Source organism: Shewanella sp. MF05913 (assembly GCF_059758095.1).
Genome location: NZ_JCAYNT010000005.1, coordinates 1 through 17,853 on the forward strand (window position 1 = coordinate 1; position 17,853 = coordinate 17,853).

General features: G+C 40.7%; 11 protein-coding genes. 6 read left to right on the forward strand and 5 right to left on the reverse strand.

Annotation, left to right across the window (positions count from 1 at the left end):
- Positions 1–425 precede the first annotated feature (425 nt).
- Complete coding sequence (locus tag AC19MV_RS08440; RefSeq protein WP_498306972.1) at positions 426–3,545, reverse strand: ATP-binding protein; 3,120 nt, start codon at positions 3,543–3,545, stop codon at positions 426–428.
- 9 nt (positions 3,546–3,554) lie between these two features.
- Positions 3,555–6,014: an EAL domain-containing protein gene (locus AC19MV_RS08445; protein ID WP_498306974.1), complete on the reverse strand. Its 2,460-nt coding sequence runs from the start codon at positions 6,012–6,014 to the stop codon at positions 3,555–3,557.
- Between the two features lie 174 nt (positions 6,015–6,188).
- On the opposite strand from AC19MV_RS08445, the gene AC19MV_RS08450 reads away from it, so the two are divergent.
- From AC19MV_RS08450 to AC19MV_RS08460, 3 genes are all read left to right on the forward strand, one after another.
- On the forward strand, positions 6,189–9,329 hold the full coding sequence (locus tag AC19MV_RS08450) for a CHASE domain-containing protein (protein WP_498306976.1): 3,141 nt from the start codon (positions 6,189–6,191) through the stop codon (positions 9,327–9,329).
- A 214-nt stretch (positions 9,330–9,543) separates the two neighbouring features.
- Entirely contained in the window at positions 9,544–10,551 is a 1,008-nt protein-coding gene (locus tag AC19MV_RS08455) for an ABC transporter substrate-binding protein (protein ID WP_498306978.1), read from the forward strand.
- A gap of 3 nt (positions 10,552–10,554) precedes the next feature.
- Positions 10,555–11,883: a diguanylate cyclase domain-containing protein gene (locus AC19MV_RS08460; RefSeq protein WP_498306980.1), complete on the forward strand. Its 1,329-nt coding sequence runs from the start codon at positions 10,555–10,557 to the stop codon at positions 11,881–11,883.
- Here the strand turns inward: AC19MV_RS08460 and AC19MV_RS08465 are convergent.
- Complete coding sequence (locus AC19MV_RS08465) at positions 11,853–12,482, reverse strand: hypothetical protein (protein WP_498306981.1); 630 nt, start codon at positions 12,480–12,482, stop codon at positions 11,853–11,855. The two genes, AC19MV_RS08460 and AC19MV_RS08465, sit on opposite strands and share 31 nt — an antisense overlap.
- A 141-nt stretch (positions 12,483–12,623) precedes the next feature.
- On the opposite strand from AC19MV_RS08465, the gene ubiD reads away from it, so the two are divergent.
- The 3 genes from ubiD to AC19MV_RS08480 all read left to right on the forward strand — a co-directional run bounded on the left by ubiD (position 12,624) and on the right by AC19MV_RS08480 (position 15,615).
- Positions 12,624–14,105, forward strand: coding sequence for a 4-hydroxy-3-polyprenylbenzoate decarboxylase (gene ubiD / locus AC19MV_RS08470; protein WP_432400051.1), 1,482 nt, complete (start codon positions 12,624–12,626; stop codon positions 14,103–14,105).
- 78 nt (positions 14,106–14,183) lie between these two features.
- Positions 14,184–14,882 (forward strand): NAD(P)H-flavin reductase, encoded by a 699-nt coding sequence (fre, locus tag AC19MV_RS08475; protein ID WP_498306983.1) that lies wholly within the window; start codon positions 14,184–14,186, stop codon positions 14,880–14,882.
- A gap of 151 nt (positions 14,883–15,033) precedes the next feature.
- The gene (locus AC19MV_RS08480) at positions 15,034–15,615 is read left to right on the forward strand and encodes a nucleoside triphosphate pyrophosphohydrolase family protein (RefSeq protein WP_498306985.1); all 582 of its coding nucleotides are present in this window, start codon (positions 15,034–15,036) and stop codon (positions 15,613–15,615) included.
- 93 nt (positions 15,616–15,708) lie between these two features.
- Here the strand turns inward: AC19MV_RS08480 and AC19MV_RS08485 are convergent, their stop codons facing one another.
- The gene (locus AC19MV_RS08485) at positions 15,709–16,719 is read right to left on the reverse strand and encodes a hypothetical protein (RefSeq protein WP_498306987.1); all 1,011 of its coding nucleotides are present in this window, start codon (positions 16,717–16,719) and stop codon (positions 15,709–15,711) included.
- Positions 16,720–16,905: 186 nt separating this feature from the next.
- Positions 16,906–17,835 carry an alpha/beta hydrolase gene (locus AC19MV_RS08490; protein ID WP_498306989.1) on the reverse strand — a complete coding sequence of 310 codons (930 nt, stop codon included), beginning with the start codon at positions 17,833–17,835 and terminating at the stop codon, positions 16,906–16,908.
- Positions 17,836–17,853: the final 18 nt, after the last annotated feature.

The following is a 17,853-nucleotide window of genomic DNA, read 5'->3' on the forward strand; positions in this document are numbered from 1 at the left end:
CGCCGCTCTACCCATGTTATGGCAAGGATGTTTGACCGTATTATCACTCGCCCCCAGCATGTCGATAACACAGCAAACAAACTAATAATAAGCGCACAACATCTTGCATCCTTGCCGCTTTATTTTTACCGTTAATGCCGTGTGTTGCTGTAACGAACATAGTCATTAACGCGACAGTTCAGGCGTTATTGGGTCCCCAGACTCTATATCCAATAACGTCATTTTTATTCATGCCATTGGCAGAATTGAGCTTTAGGTCATCAATAATATCCTCTAAGAAGGATAAAGAGACTTGAGCAATAACGACAAAAAAGCGCAAGCAATGCAAACAAAAGCCCCAAAGCAAAGGATGCTCTGGGGCTTTTATTTTTATCACTCTATAAAGAGGTGTTTTTCCCCCTAAAGATAGTCAATTTCAATACTCGCTAATGCGTTTCTGTTTGTTCTAGCCAATACATCACTTTATGTAAAAAGGCCCCTTTGTCTATCGGCTTAGAAATAAAGTCATTCATCCCTATGGTTAAGCACCTTTCGCGATCGCCAGCCATTGCATCAGCTGTCATCGCAATAATAGTCACTTCAGCCATAACGTCGCCAGCATCCCCGTTGCGGATAAGCTCTGTAGCTTTATAGCCATCCAATATCGGCATTTGTCCATCCATTAAGACTAACTGCAACTCATTTTTATGTTTGATGTTCTGCAAAAAGGTTATTGCTTCGGCGCCATTATTGGCAGTATGGACAATAACCGGTAATTCTTCTAACAACCCTTCGGCTACAATCCGATTAATTTGGTTATCATCAACCACTAAAACGCTGTACTTTTTATCTTTGACTACTGGAGTATGATTGTCATCAGGTTGTGCCAATAAAGAAGTATTTTCACTGTTTTCACTTAACAGTTTACGGTAAACATCCATCAGCTGAATCGGCAGTACAGGTTTAACGAGGTGCTTACAATGAGCATTTTCAAGCATTGTAACGTCTACTTCATCGCGACCAATCATTACCAACAAAGCACCTTTTGAGGCTTGGTAATGTTCGAGCCATTGCTTCGTTTTTCCCGTCACTAAACTGTTATCTACAATCACTACATCTGCGTGTTGTAGTGCATATTCATCGACAAGGTGCTGATACGATTGAATGAGGGTCGCATTGGCAGACCACGACTCACAATGTTTTTGCAACATGCTGGCCGTTAGTTTATCAGCAATAAAAATCAGCACAGCTTGATTAGCCATTGGTAACACTATGGGGTTGTTGTGTATGTCGCGATTTTGTTTAGCACACACGTTAAACGTGAAGGTACTTCCTTGGTCCAACACGCTACTCACACCAATATCGCCACCCAGCAAGGTGACTAATTGCTTAGAAATAGATAAGCCTAATCCAGTACCGCCAAAATCACGCGTAATTGAGCCGTTAGCTTGAATAAAAGGTTTAAATAATTTTTTCTGCTGCTCTTTCGTGATACCAATACCATTATCAGTAATTGAAAATTCAACATTAATATTGTCGGGTTGGTCATCAAAAGCACGCGTACTGACCTTTACAATCACATGCCCTTGCACAGAAAACTTAATCGCATTGCCAATAAGGTTAACCAAAACCTGCTTGATTCGATAAGGGTCACAAATTAACTTCCTGTGCCTTAGATCAACGCTGTCGAGCAATAAAATCAAGCCTTTCTCTTCTGCTCTAATTGACATCATGTTAATGACGCCGCAGACGTTTTCGAGTAAATCGAAAGAGTCCAGTTCAACCTGTAAATTACCCGACTCAATTTTAGATAAATCCAGTAAGTCATTTATCAACACTGTTAGTGTGGCAATACTATTTTTAGCCATCATTAAATAACTGAGCTGTTTCTCAGATAAATAATCACGTTTGAGTAATTCAACCAAGCCGCCAATACCATTCAATGGCGTGCGTATTTCGTGGCTAATATTGGCCACAAACTCACTCTTAAGTTGATTAGCAGAGATAGCTTCCGCCGTTGCGGCTTCAAGTTCTTGAGTCCGTGAAATGACTTGTTGCTCTAAGGATTCGTTCATCTGCAGAATTTTTTTCTCACTGCGCCGCGAATCAGTTACATCACGAATGATCGCAGAGATACTGCTTATTTGCTTTGAGTTAATGGCAATCACAGGTGATAAACTCACTGTCAGCACTTTACTTTGTAACCCGTTAAATGCCGATTCTACCGTAACCATCGTATGTTCTTTGGCATCAAAAACCTCAGCAATTAAACGTGGGCTTAGCTTCTTTTCATCACCGGTCTCATTTGCAGTTTCATCAATAATATCTAATAAATTGCTCTTGATTGCCTGGCTTTGTGCAATACCAAACAAAAATGTTGCCGACTCATTCCAGCTGAGTATCAGCCCTTGGCGATCAATACTAATAATGGCATCTGACGAGCCAGCAATAATCGCTTGATACAATGACTGATTGTCATACAGCACAATAATTTTATTCACGTATTTTTGATATACCAGAATAATTGCCACGATAATGCCATAAATAACCAGCATCAACAGCAGCATGATATTGCGTTGCGGCTGCCATAATGTATCAACGGCAGTTTCTGGAAATAAGCCTATAACCGTTAACTGTCGATGCTCACCACTCGATAAAGAAATGGTTTCACCAATAGACCAATAATGTTGTTTGCCCATTTTAACGGATTGAATGTTGCCTAGCGTCGGTAATGGAGTATTGCCGGTTTGTGCCTGCCATGTGGCATGAGGGATCTGTAAGTCAAAACCAAAACGCAGTGCCTGATTCGGTGACGAAATAAAATAACCATTTGAGTTCAAAATAACCAGGTCAAACAACGAATGTTTAAAATCTCTTTGTAGCTGTTCAAGCAATAAACTGGCGTCAATATTAGCGATAACAAAACCAAAAAAATCACCGTTATCGTCAAACATTGACCTTGCGACTCTAAAGGTTGGCCAAATTGGCGTTTCAATTACCCCATACTCGCGGTTTAAACTGATATCAGAAATATAATGTTCATTAGCATTTAATGCTGCAATATCCGAATAATAATCAGTATTGCCCTTCTCTTGTAACAAACCTTCAGGCACGACTAAAATCTTGCCATTACGCCGCTCAACTCTAACGACTTCATGGCCATTGTTTAAACGGCTAATAAAGCGTAATTGACGTACTTCTGGGTTAGTTTCAATAAATGCGGTAAACATATCTTGCAAACGGCGCGTCCATTGCGCTGTAGTGGTGCCATCTATTGGGTCGATATCACCATGTTGCATGGTTCGACTGATACCAATAACAGAGGAAGTAGAATGTAAAAATGACACCTTATTAGCATAAACATCAAAAACATTGGTCATTTCTTGTGAAGCGGTATGGCTCAACTGTACTAACGTTTTTTTATTATTATCGATAATCGTTTGTTTGGCAAAATGAGAAAACACCAAATAAAACATCAAACAACAGCAGCCAATAACAAAATAACCTAAGTAAGACAATGTTTGGTATCTCGCCGTATTACTCCTATCAAACCATTGTTTGAACATAGTCTTCCTTTAGCTTTCGTTTGCTACCAAAAACGCATTAAAATCCTTTGCAGATAAGGGACGGCTCAATAAATAACCCTGCCCCATAGTGCATTCAAGCTCAAGTAGTGCCTGACGCTGCCCCTCAGTTTCTACACCTTCAGCAATTAACGCCAGTGACATTGATTTTCCTAATGAAATAATCGTTTTTACAATTTCATAATCATGTTTATTATTGAGCATGTCTTTCACAAATGACATGTCAATTTTCATTACATCAACATTAAACTTTTTCAAGTAAGATAAACTCGAATACCCAGTACCAAAATCATCAATCGAAATCTTAATACCTAACGACTTTAACTGACTTAATTTGGTTTGCATTTCAGCGGCATCAATCATTAACGCCGTTTCTGTGATTTCAAGTTCGAGTAAATCGGCAGGTAACTGATAATCTGTTAAGGCTTTTTCAATCATATTGGCAAGATTAGGATCGGAAAATTGTGCCACGGCAACGTTAACCGAAACAGGGATTATGCGCCCCATATCAAGCCAGCGCTTTGCTTCTGCACAGGCTTTAAATAACACTTGCTTACCCAGCTTAATAATCAGTCCCGTCTCTTCGGCTAACGGAATAAATTCTATCGGAGAAATATAGACGCCATCTGCGCCCACCAGCCTGACTAAGGCTTCGGCACCAATAATCTGTTTAGTGGCTAAATCAAACTTGGGCTGATAATGCACAAGTAATTCATCATTCGCGATGGCATTTCGTAAGCAAGTTTCTAACTGGTGCCGCTCGCGAATACTATTTTCTAAGTCATGTGAGAAAAAGCTAAACCGATTTCGGCCTTCTTGTTTGGCTCTGTACATCGCTACATCAGCATGACGCATTAACTCTTCGGCATCGGCAGCATCATTTGGGTAAACACTAATGCCGATACTGATCGACACACTGAGTTTTTGCCCCGCCAGGGTAAAGGGCTCGTGCATGGCCTCGACTAATTTAGAGGCCAACACCGATGACGCCTCTACAGAGTGAGTGTCACTCATCAAAATCACAAATTCATCGCCTCCCAGTCTTGCAAGTGTATACGAAGGCGGAATTAACGAGCGCAGACGTTGCGCCATTAAACAAATCATTTCATCACCCAGTTGGTGCCCAAGTGAATCATTTAAGTATTTAAAGTGGTCGATATCGACGAGTAATGCCGCTGCTTTGGTGCCAAAAGACTGAGCTGTGGAGCAGGCTACACTTAAGCGGTCTTGTAATAAAATCCGGTTGGGTAAATCGGTGAGTTGATCATGGTTTGCTAAATGGCTCATTTTCATCGCCATCGCCATCGTTTCACTCACATCATGAAATACCATAATGGCGCCAATAACTTCTCCATTTTCATTACGAATAGGTGCTGCGGAATCTTCAACAGCAAAGACTTGACCGCCTCTGGCCGTTAGCTGACTGTTTAATGCCATCGCCACAATACGCTGTTCACGCAGCGCAATGTAAAGTGGATTGAGCAACGTATGCCGAGTATTGGCGTCACGCAATTGCATCACATTTTCAATCTTTTGGTGTAGCGCATCTTTAATGCGCCAGCCTGTCATGCGTTCAGCTATCGGGTTCATAAAGGTAATGAGCCCTTTAGTATCTGTGGCAATCACAGCGTCGCCGATAGAGTTTAACGTGACACGTAAACGTTCTTTTTCTGAATATAAGGCTTGTTTTGCATGTTTAACTTCGGACACATCAACCACTGTAACCAAATAACCATCAACGCCAGCGCTTGACTTCATTTTGGACTGAAAGACTTCATAAAAACTCATGCCCGGTTTATCCGTCACGGTTACGATGTACTTCAATGGTTCGGTAGTGACTTCTCGCTGATGCATCAGCACTGCACGACTGAGCTCGTTTGGAAATAGACTGGAAATGTGTTTGCCATTGACCTCGCCAGCTAAGTTGTCAAACCATGCGCCAGAATAATCATTACTAAATAAGTTATTACCTTCATCATCCCAATAGGTAATCAACATAGGCACCTGGTTAACCAGTTGCTGTAGCTCTTCTTTTGCTTTAATAATCAGGTGGCTTTGCTGCCTAAATTTAAGTTGAGTATGCACTCGCAGGCAACAAATAGAGGCATTAAAGGGTTTGGTGATAAAGTCGACACCACCACTTTCTAGTGCCAGCTTTTCGAATTCTGGTTCAGTATGACCGGTAATGAAGATAATCGGGATATCACTGTAAAGCGGATTAGATTTGAGGGCGCGACAAACTTGCCAACCATCCATATCGGGCATTTCAATATCAAGCAAAATGACATCAGGCTTAATTTTATCCACTAAAGCCAAAGCATTGCTGCCAGACTCCGAGAAATAAATATTGCCTAGAGGTGATAAAATATCTTCTAAAACAAAGATATTTTGAATATCGTCATCGATAATCAAAATTCGATATACGGTGTTAGCTAAACCCGACAACAACATGATCGCCTTTCTCCATTTGGTGACTTAACATCCATTTACCCTATACATATTGTTAGGTTTTTAACGACTTAGTCTATTTTTACATTGTATTAGTAAGTAGAAAACGGTTAGGGTTAAATCCATTAAGCTTTTTCAGCATTCATTCAGCAATGCACATTCAAAACAGGTAGCATTATGCCTAATACGTTTAAAATGGATGCACAGTTCAATACATACAAATGGGCAAACCTAACCTCTATTTTACTCTTAATCATTGGCTTGTTTATCGCTTTTACGCTTAAACACAATACCGAGCAACGTAATACTGTATTGCTACAAAACAGCTTAACTCAACACCTAAATAAAGTCAGTCAAGAGGTGGTCGAACGAGTTAATAAATTTGAATATGGCTTACAAGGATTACGAGGGGCAATCAATACTGTTGGCCTGGATAACTTTCATTACTCACAAAGTTTAGCTTACTTCCAAAGTCGAGATTATGCCAGGGAGTTCCCTGGCGCTCGGGGTTTTGGTGTGATAAAAGTCGTGGCCAAAAAAGATTTAAATATTTTTTTACAGCAAGCAAAGCTTGATCGTCAACAAGCGTTCACATTTAAACAGCTAGACGAGCCACAAGATCCTTTATTTATTGTGCAATATATTGAGCCAGAACGCCCTAATATAGAATCGCTAGGGTTAGATATTGGTTCAGAGCAAAACCGCCGCAGAGCAGCATTATCTTCAGCTATTGCAGGCAGTGCAACACTCTCAGCTCCCATCACCCTAGTGCAAGCAGACAATAAAGTGAACCATGGTTTTTTATTATTACTGCCGATTTTTGAACCGCTTAATACACCGAGCTTAGCGCCACCAGAAGTGCTTGGTTGGGTCTATACACCTTTGCTGATCAATGAAATTCTAGCGACATTAACGGATCAACATAATGGTATAAAACTTGATATAACCGATATTAGCCCAACCAACAATGTGCAATTTTTCACGTCTTCTTTAGCCGATACAAGTGATTCATCAGCATCATTAGCAATAGAGCCGCCAGCAATAGACAATAGCCATATGCACCAACAACAAATACAAATTTATGGTCGCCATTGGCAAATCACGTTCACCCCATCGACACAATGGATAACAGATCTTAACTTAGCAGACCCAGAACGAGTGTTGATGATTACACTGGGCTCCACGCTATTATTGATTATGATACTCCACGGTTTATTACGCTATATCACTCGAAGAATGGACAATATTAGACAAAAAATATCCTTATCTTCCTTTATCGACAACTCCTCAGAGTGTTTAATCGGTGTAGACAGTAGTTTTGCCATCTTAAATTGGAACCATTCTGCGGCAACTATTTTTGGTTTAGAGGCGGGATCTTCCAAAAAGCCTATCATTAACTACTTAAGGGAAAGCATATCGCCGGCCACGTTAATTGCCTATTTTAAAAAAGTAGCCCGCGGTCAGCAAGTCAGTAACATTGAGTTTAACTACCAGCTCAACAACGAAACTGAAGCTCGGTCGCTTGAGCTATCCATTACACCACTATTAAAAAACAATCATTTTTTAGGTGCTAGCTTTACTATCAACGATGTGTCCAACTTCAAATTACTACAAGCTCAATTGCAACAACATAACAGTGAGCTGAAAAACCAAGTAAATGAAAGTAATTTAGAAATTGAGCAAGCAGCTTTATTTCAACAAAATATTTTAAACAGCAGCAACGTGATTATTATTGCCACCGACTCATCTGGGCTAATGTCCTTTTTTAGTCGCGGTGCAGAAAAAAGCCTGCGTTTTAGTCACGATGAAATGGTCGGTAGTTGCAACCTAACGATGCTGATAAAGGACGTTGGATTACTCAATAATGAAAAACTCAATAATGAAAATGACAACACCAAAGCGCCAGAGGTTATCCCTCAAGACAGTAAAAAAATATTCAGTTTTTTACATCAGCATTTACAACTGCAAGAGCATCTCACCTTGTCGTGCGCGATAAAGCAAAAGTATGGCGACCATAAACAGGTATATTTGCATGTCTCAGCAATAAAACAACGCACATTAGGCATAACGGGGTTTGTATTTGTTGTTGAAGACTTAACCGAAAAAAAGGGTTTATTAAAGCAACTGCATTTAATCAATAGTGCAGTAGATTGTTCGCAGAACATTTTATTGTGGGTCAATAGAGAAGGTTATATTGTTCACAGCAACACATATGCTGAGCAGATTTTAGGTTACAGCAGTAAAGACATGCAAAGCCAAAATATCGACAGTATACTCGCGCACAACAGCGAGCAAACGTGGCAAGACTTAAAACTTAATTTACTTAATGGCAGCTATAAGGAACTTGAATATAACATTCAGACCTTGAATACCCCATCCCTACCCGTGCGGATGTCGGCCACATTAATCCGTATTGACGATGTTGAATTTGTTTTTATTGAAATTAAAAGTATCGCAGTAAGACACACCAATTTACCTTTGATGACCGCAACAGTAAAAGAATTAAGTGCTGAGCACGTATTACCCATTGCACCGAGTGAATCCGCCTGCATCTTAACCGCTGATAATGACTATATTACCGATAGTGTTGACGATTATGTTAATAACCCTATTGTAGAAAACACGAGTAATGTCAGTATTGAAGACGTTAGTAATATCAGTATTGAAGATGTTAGTAATAACAGTATTGAAAGCTATTGCGAGCAACAGAACATCGACTATCAGGGCGCGTTATCTCGCCTCAGCTATAACAAAACTGTCTACCTGAAAGCACTAGAGCTGTTTATGGAAGATATCACTCAATATGCAGCATTAGATGTGTTATCGACAGAGGCTAACACTGAATTCAAAATGATGTTTCATACCCTTAAAAGCTCATCTGCCACATTGGGCTTTACTGAATTAGCCCACTTTGCCAAGCAACAGGAAACTGAGATAAAAACCACTGAAAATTACGATTTAGCACAAGGCTACAGCGCTCTTGTTGGGCAAATAAACCTTACATTGCCTATCGCGCAGGGTTTACTCACTCAACTGCAAGACAAACAGCCTGTAGTAAACGAGTCAGGCGTTAAACCGTCAACAGACATTAGCGATGACGTATTGAGGTTATTTAATATATTACGAGAAGAGATTGGCACATTTAATATGAATGCGACCAATACTTTCCCTCAAATAGCTCATATTCTTAAAATACTTGAGCCAACTGATTATGAATTATTAGCACATTCAATCAAAAACCTTAAATTCCAACAAGCAGAAGCGATCCTCAATAATATTCAGCCAACGTTACTGCAAAAGTATCAGACAAAGTCATAAAATGAAGCGACGATAACACTGCCAGCTAGGGCTTTTACAATTCCACAGACGGATAAAAATCAATAAGTCGCATAATATGATAGCTAACCAATACTAAGGTATTAGTATTGTTGTTTGATTTTATTAATAAAGACTAAATAACACAAATATTTACCCACAAAAATTGCTACCATTACTACACTTAATCATACCCCATGCTGATTGAACATAATTAATGAAAGTAGCATTTAAAAAGTGTGTTTTTATCATTATTAGCATTAGCGCCTTATGTTGTATCGTTAGCTGTGATTTTTCAGCTAAATCAACATCGCTAAAGGCTACGTCAAAAGAAACCATCACAATTGCCGTATCTAATACTCCATTATCAGCCCCTTTTTTTATTGCTGAGAAAATGGGCTTTTTTGCAGACAATAATCTCAATGTTGAACTTGTCCGATTTGATGGCGGAGTAAATTGCTTTAATGCCTTAATTAACGAACAAGTTGATTTTGCAACATCGTCTGAAACGGTAGTGATGTTTAATAGTTTTAACCGCACTGATTTTTCGGTAATTGCGAGCTTTGTTGAATCTGATAATGACGTTAAATTACTCAGCTTAACCCCAGAAAAGTATCAACAACTTGATAATATTGCCAATACCCGTATTGGCATTATTAAAGGCAGTGCCAGTGAGTTTTTTTTAGACAGTGTATTAATTATGTATAACAAAACTCACCTGCCTATCGAGCGCGTATATTTAACCCCAGACCAACTCATACCTGCATTACTCAATAATAGAGTAGACATCATTTCGGCTTGGGAGCCATCGAGTTATATGCTGTCAGAGCATCTTTCGCAAAACCCAGAAATGATTAATAGCCGTGGTTTATATCATCTGTCATTTAATTTAATTGGACTAAAAAATACCAGTGTTGATACAAATCATAAACTTGCACTGCTTAAAGCGATTACTGATGCCACGGTATATATTCACACACACCCAAAACAGGCTCAAAAGATCCTTAGCCAAGTCTTGAATATTACACCATCGCAACTCGAATACTCATGGGCCGACTATACTTTTAGATTGTCACTCAGTAACGCATTGTTTTCTAACATTCAAACTCAAAGTCAGTGGGCGATTGATAACCAATTAGTGCCTAAAGAAAACCGAGTCGATTTCAGACAAGTATTTGACCGACAACTACTTGAAACCTTTAATAATCAAGAGGCAGGCTGGTAAGTTATGATGTTATCAAAGCGCCTTAAATGGACCGCCATATTATGCTCAATCTTGACATTGATTGTCGGTTTGTCGCTTATTCAAGTTCATAATTATCAGCAAAAAATTTATCGTCAACTTAATTACTCAATGAAGCTGCAACTCAGTATCGACAGCTTACGCAGTCAATTGTGGTTATATCAAGAATATTCCGATAAACAAGGGCTTATTGAACTCAACAACCGTCAAGCAGAGCTCGCTGCGGAGTTATCGCAAGATATTGATTGGGATGTGCAGCAAAAAATCATCATCCAAAATATCAATCGACTCAACACCAATGTCAGAGTATTGATTAACACACAAAATACTCATCACAGCAAACAACTCGATGATGCAGTCAACCCCACAGCAGAGCGCTTATTTAAAACAAAATACAGCATGATTATTGAAGAGATGACAGAAGAGATGTTTAGCCTACATCAGTTATCGATTAAACAAGCAAAGATTAAACAACAAAGCTTATTGTGGATGGTTGGCGCTATTTTATTGTTATTAACAACATTAATCACAGCATGGTCGTTTATGACTTTAGTCCGCTTTAGAAACGGATTATATTCATTAAATCAAGGTATGGAGGCGCTTGCGTCTGGTGATTTAACCAGCCGGATTGTATTTAGTGACGATGATGAATTGTCTGCATTAGCGGGTAATTTTAATCATATGAAACACTCGCTCACTCAAATTACAGTCAAAAAAGACAGCCTTAAACAAGAAGTCGACCGGCAAACTCATAAACTGATAGAGCAGCAAGACAGGCTTATTTTTCTGGCTGAACATGACGAATTAACAGGTATCTATAATCGACGCGCTTTTATTAAAAAAATCGACAGTGCCATTGCCAGAGATTTACGTTCCGACGATCAAGCAGCATTACTGTTTATCGATTTAAATAAGTTTAAACAGATCAATGACACGTTAGGCCACAGCGTAGGAGATGAAGTCATTGTTACCCTCGCTCAGCGGTTAATGAGCAACCTAAGAACCACCGATATTGTTGGCCGGCTCGGTGGCGATGAGTTTGTGGTGTGGCTAGATTTGATTGTTGAACCTATCGATATCGACCAAAAATTAACTCAGCTTTTAAATCTCATCAAACAGCCGATAAACATTGGGCCTCACACCTTAGAAGTGGGTGCCAGCATTGGCGTTAGCGTGCTACCAAAACACGGATTAAGTAGCAGAGAATTAATCAGCGCAGCAGATACGGCCATGTACCAAGCTAAAGCAGATAACAGTATAGAGTATTGTTATTACGCGGACGATCATGGCATATCAACGTTAGCCAGTTCGTAAGTTTGCGTATTCCAGTCAAAATAATACTCTACCCCTTGCCACTCATACACAGTGCCACTGTCGCGTTGAATGACTTTAGCGTTCTGAGGCAAACTACGTAAACCTTTATTGACCAGAGTGACTATGGTTGTTTGTTGTGGCGCAGACACGCGAGTAGGCACAATAATAGGCTCATCAACGACCCGATAACCTGTTGTTGGCACAATATTAACGCTACGGTAAGGATAAAAACCTTCGTTTTGTCGACGATAATCATAGCGATCGCCATAGCGAGAGTTAACACCATAAGGCCAACTCACCCCAATAGTTGGGCCCCAACCACTGTTAATGCCCCAGCCACTGTGAACACCCATACCATTACTCCATCCCCAGGCATGACTTAACCCTAGGCCTAAGCCCAAACGCCAGGGATCTCGATGGCGAGAACGATGCTGTGAATGGCGTCGTCCATCATGTTGGTTACCTACCGAATGTGACTCGCGGATAAGTCGATCATTATCGACCGGCGCTTTTGCATGAACAGGCACAAATACGCTATTTAATAAACAAGCACTTACCGCTACAACACTCAGCAATAATGGGGATTTAATTCTTTGCATGGGTCACCTCAACGTCGTCATCGACTGCATTCATTTTACGCTAAGTCGAGATAAAGTCGATATCCTCCATTTTGGCTTAACCCTAAATTAGAAAAATGCTATAGTGCGCGCCATATTGGATTTGATATTCAGGCGGTAAACATGAGTTTTAAGGACTTACGCAGCTTCATCGATCATTTAGAAGCAAATGGCGAGCTAAAACGTATTAGCTACCCTGTTGACCCTTATTTAGAAATGACTGAGATTGCTGATCGCGTTTTACGATCGGGCGGTCCCGCGCTGCTATTTGAAAATCCTAAAAATAACACCATGCCAGTATTGGTAAACTTATTTGGTACCCCCAAACGCGTTGCCATGGCATTGGGCAAAGACGATCCATTGGCACTGCGTGAAGTAGGCGAATTACTGGCTTTTTTAAAAGAGCCAGAACCGCCAAGCGGCTTTAAAGATGCTATAGCTAAAATCCCCATGTTTAAGCAAGCACTCAACATGCCGCCTAAAACAGTACGTAATCCACCTTGCCAACAAGTGGTTAAAACCGGCGATGAAGTCGACCTCACCAGTTTACCTATACAACATTGTTGGCCAGGAGATGTTGCCCCGCTGGTAACATGGGGATTAACGATTACCAAAGGCCCACGTCAAAAACGTCAAAACCTAGGCATTTATCGTCAGCAGCTGTTGGGCAAAAATAAGCTCATTATGCGCTGGTTAGATCACCGTGGCGGCGCGTTAGATTTTAAAGACTTTAAACAGCTGCATCCTGGTGAGCGTTACCCTGTCGTAGTGGCATTGGGCAGCGATCCTGTCACCATTTTAGGTGCTGTGACTCCCGTGCCAGATTCCATGAGTGAATATGCTTTTGCGGGTTTACTGCGCGGCGAACGTACAGAAGTGTGTAAAGCTATTAGTTGCGATCTTGAAGTACCAGCCACCAGTGAAATTATTCTTGAAGGCTATATTGACCCAGATGAGACAGCAGTAGAAGGTCCATACGGCGATCACACTGGCTACTATAACGAAACCGACTCATTCCCAGTATTTACCGTCACTCACATTACTCATCGTAAAGATGCGATTTATCACAGTACCTATACAGGTCGTCCACCCGATGAGCCAGCCATGTTGGGCGTGGCATTAAACGAAGTATTTGTGCCTATTTTACGCAAACAGTACCCTGAGATTATCGACTTTTACTTACCGCCAGAAGGTTGTTCGTATCGCATGGCGGTAATATCAATTCGCAAACAATATCCAGGGCATGCCAAACGAGTCATGATGGGCGCATGGTCTTTCTTGCGTCAATTTATGTACACTAAATTCATTGTTGTCGTTGACGAAGATGTTAACTGCCGTGACTGGCAAGATGTTATTTGGGCCATTACGACCCGTATGGATCCTACGCGCGACACGATGCTAGTTGATAACACCCCCATCGATTATTTAGATTTTGCTTCTCCAGTGGCTGGTTTAGGCTCAAAAATGGGCTTAGATGCAACGAATAAGTGGCCAGGTGAAACCACCCGAGAATGGGGCACGCCTATTGTGATGGACCCTGAGGTCAAACAAAAAGTAGACCAAATTTGGGATGATCTTGGCATTGATGAAAGACCTACGCTGTAACCAGAGTGATCCAATTAGGATACTATTGGCTATAAATAAGTGATTGATAAAAATTAAAAAGGCCTTAAAGGACGTTAGATGAAAACCATTCGTTGTCAGATTGAAAAAGTCACCCCGTTTAATGACGCTGTTTATCAAGTGTTGCTAAAACCAGAAACCGCCTTTGACTTCAAGGCTGGTCAATACTTGTGTGTAGTCATGGGTGAAAAAGACAAACGTCCTTTTTCTATCGCTTCTGCGCCTAATTCTGCGTTAATCGAATTACATATCGGTGCAGCAGTAAGTGAAAGCTACCCAATGCAAGTGGTAGAACGCTTAAAGACATCAACGCATATCGACATTGAAGCACCTGCTGGTGATGCATACTTACGCAGCGACAGCCACAGACCTCGCATTTTAATTGCTGGCGGCACGGGTTTTTCATACATAAAAAGTATTGTTGAACAGCAAATTGCTAACGGCGAAACCATAAATACAAAATTGTATTGGGGTTGTCGTAACGAAGAGGCCATGTACTACCAAGAAATTGCACGTCAATGGCATGCAGACCACGAATGGTTAGAGTTTATCCCAATTGTTGAAATAGTTAGCGACACTTGGCAAGGTAAACAAGCCAACCTGCTAGAACAAATTAAACATGATTTTATTAGCTTAAACGGTTACGACATCTACATCGCTGGTCGCTTTGATATGGTTGGCGCAGCACGTGAGTTATTCCGCGAACTTGGTGTTGAAGAAGCCCACTTATACGGCGATGCTTTCGCATTCATTAAGTAAGCTATATCCGGATAAGCAATAAGGTTAACTAAACCTGTCAGTAAATCGTCATAGAACCGGCAAACTTGCCGGTTTTTTTATTCGATTAACGCTTTGTATTCCACGACTCATTTATTTAAAATTATGTCACATTTATCATTAAGGTAATCCTATGAAACTCAGTCAATTAACTCAACCAATCTATGACCATTTATATCGCGATATTTTTGAGTTTCGCAGCACCTTTGATTTACCGGTTAACGACAGTGCTAGCTTAGATGATAAAGCCGATACGCTGCACACCTCATTAATTATTGAAGAAATGACCGAGTTAACTGAAGCGGACTCGCGCATTGAGCAAGCCGATGCGATTGTAGACTCGGTGTATGTGTTAATGGGCCGTCTAGTCCACCTAGGCGCGGCTCAGGTAAGCGATCGTATCGAGATAAGCTATCTTATAGATATACTGCTTAACGTGGCTAAAAATCGTGAAATCGACTTTATTCAATGCTGGGATGAAGTTCACTCTAGCAACATGAGTAAAGTGTGCCGTAACCAGCAAGAGCTAGATGAAACAATTGCTCACTATGCTAAGCAAGGTGTCGAAATTGTGGGCAGTGTGAAAGGTGAGTTTATTATTGCCAAGTGCGCTAAAGATGTTGATATGGCCGGTAAAGTAGTGCGTCAAGGTAAGGTGCTGAAATCTGTTTATTACCGCCCAGCAGACTTAACGACGTTAGTGGGTAATGAGTAAAATATTCAAGACTCGTTTATTCAGTCTTGTAGAATTAACCATAAAAATGCGCTTTAAAAGCGCATTTTTTATGGGTATTTAGTGCTATGCCGCTTACGACAATTTAGCATCGTTGAGTGTGTTAATTAGGCGCTGCGGCTCATCTACACTCAAATGTATCACTGTCATCGGTTCGGGTAACTGCCCCATACCGCCATGATAAATAACCGGACGGTTTAGCGTAACAGTGACATTACTTTGTCCGCGGCCGATACTCATTGTCTCCGCTCCATCTTGGTTTAACGCTGTTGGTTTTTGCTCAGTAACATCAGCAATATCCGCTATATTAACCACCATAAATCCCCATAATGAGTTATTAATAACCAGATTATCTCTCATTAAATACAACGAGTAATAACGCGACAGCCTATGATTAGCAACTATCGACATTAAGGTGTAGCCGATAATACTCGAGACAATAATGGCCACCAACTCGCTCCACGACACCAGTAAAAAATAACTGCTACATGATGCAATAATACAGCCGGTTAACATCAACCACACATGCCAGCGCGCGGCACTCTTAAGGTTAATGTTGGCAATTGCTGGCGGATGATTGCGTGAAAACCACGGAATAGAATAAAACCAGTTTGTCGCTTCGCTCGCCATAATAAGCGCAATCGTTAAACTTTTATCATCGCCTTCACGATAAGTTTCAACGGCGCCAACTCGTGGATCTCCTTTAAGCTTACGTACCTTTAATAACCCGCGCACCACACTCACAATCAAATACAATTCAATCACCAGCAACACGGCAATAATCGGGTAGCGTAACCAGGCAATAAATTCAAAGTAATGGGCAATTTCAGCAGGGAAACTTAACCGCGCAACAAGGCTGCTCAAACTGAAAACAACAATCAACTTCCACAGTTTTTGGGCACCTTTTTTAATAATGCAATACCAATAACTTAAAGGCAGAAATACAAAATACAGTGCACAAATAAGAGACAAAGCTCGTTTGTCAGCATCGCTAGCTAACATCTGTGGCGTCCAGTTAACACCTATCACGAAACTGAATATCATTAAGGCTAAAAAAATTAACCGGTACTTTACAGCTGCTCTCATTCAATACTCTTCCTTGGTCTATTTTAATCACATTAATACTGTGTGCTAAGTATAGATATTGGGGCAACATCTATTTAAACAAGTTATTAACATAACAATAAAAGTGACCAATAAGGATATTGCTTGCATACAAAGTTGTTACAGGAAATGACCAATACCAATGAGTTTTTTATCTAGCCGCTTGAGCTAATCAGCGCGTTTAAATAACCACGATAAACCATGGATAGCTGTTGTTGGAAACGCCATTGAATGATCGGCTTCAGGAATAACCAAGAGTTTTAGCTGCAATGTGTCCGCTTCGACAGAGGGATGAGATAGGAGTATTTGATAAAACGCTTGAGCGTCGGCCACCATGTGATGATTATCGTGAGTATAAGGCGGCCTTTCTAATTCGCCAATACCAATAAAGACCTTAGCGGATATGGCGGGGATTTGGCTAACACCTTGAATAAATTGCTTTAACAAGTGCTTATTATCAAACCACAACGAAGGGCTGCCCAGCACATAGTTGGTAAATAATGTAGGTTGCTCCAGTAACACATATGCACCAAATAACCCGCCGAGCGAATTCCCCATAAAGGTATTTTGCTGGTTATCAACACGATAATAATGCTCAACAAAAGGCATTACAGTGTCGCGTATAAAGCGAACATGTCGTTTTGCCTCACCGGTGTTGAGTTTCCAACTCGGATCATGGCTTGGAGTATAATCTCGAATACGACTAGACGCCCCTTTACTGCCCTTTTGATAGCCAATAGCAACCAAAATCGCCTGATGCATAATATTACTGTTCATCGGGAATCGCGTTGCACCGGAGACCACTTGCATACTGTACATGCCATCGGTCATGTAGATAACAGGATAAAAGTGAGTGCTATTTTTTTGATAATCTTTAGGTAATTTGATCATCACCTGATAATCACGGCTACCATCTTTAAGGGTAAATTGCTGGGTGCGGGGAATATTAACTACAGCAGCTGACGCATATACTTCGGCCCACTGACTCGCAAGTTGTGATGGTACATTGTGGCTGTTTTCAGCACTAGCAACCAAACTATAAAGTGATAAATAGCCACAACACAACAAGCCAACAAAATGGTATAGCGTATTCATCATGTTCAAGCATCCATGCCC

Coding starts and splice junctions, on each gene's coding strand:
- AC19MV_RS08440 (WP_498306972.1), bottom strand. CDS start 3,545: ATGTTCAAACAATGGTTTGATAGGAGTAATACGGCGAGATACCAAACA.
- AC19MV_RS08445 (WP_498306974.1), bottom strand. CDS start 6,014: ATGTTGTTGTCGGGTTTAGCTAACACCGTATATCGAATTTTGATTATC.
- AC19MV_RS08450 (WP_498306976.1), top strand. CDS start 6,189: ATGCCTAATACGTTTAAAATGGATGCACAGTTCAATACATACAAATGG.
- AC19MV_RS08455 (WP_498306978.1), top strand. CDS start 9,544: ATGAAAGTAGCATTTAAAAAGTGTGTTTTTATCATTATTAGCATTAGC.
- AC19MV_RS08460 (WP_498306980.1), top strand. CDS start 10,555: ATGATGTTATCAAAGCGCCTTAAATGGACCGCCATATTATGCTCAATC.
- AC19MV_RS08465 (WP_498306981.1), bottom strand. CDS start 12,482: ATGCAAAGAATTAAATCCCCATTATTGCTGAGTGTTGTAGCGGTAAGT.
- ubiD (WP_432400051.1), top strand. CDS start 12,624: ATGAGTTTTAAGGACTTACGCAGCTTCATCGATCATTTAGAAGCAAAT.
- fre (WP_498306983.1), top strand. CDS start 14,184: ATGAAAACCATTCGTTGTCAGATTGAAAAAGTCACCCCGTTTAATGAC.
- AC19MV_RS08480 (WP_498306985.1), top strand. CDS start 15,034: ATGAAACTCAGTCAATTAACTCAACCAATCTATGACCATTTATATCGC.
- AC19MV_RS08485 (WP_498306987.1), bottom strand. CDS start 16,719: ATGAGAGCAGCTGTAAAGTACCGGTTAATTTTTTTAGCCTTAATGATA.
- AC19MV_RS08490 (WP_498306989.1), bottom strand. CDS start 17,835: ATGATGAATACGCTATACCATTTTGTTGGCTTGTTGTGTTGTGGCTAT.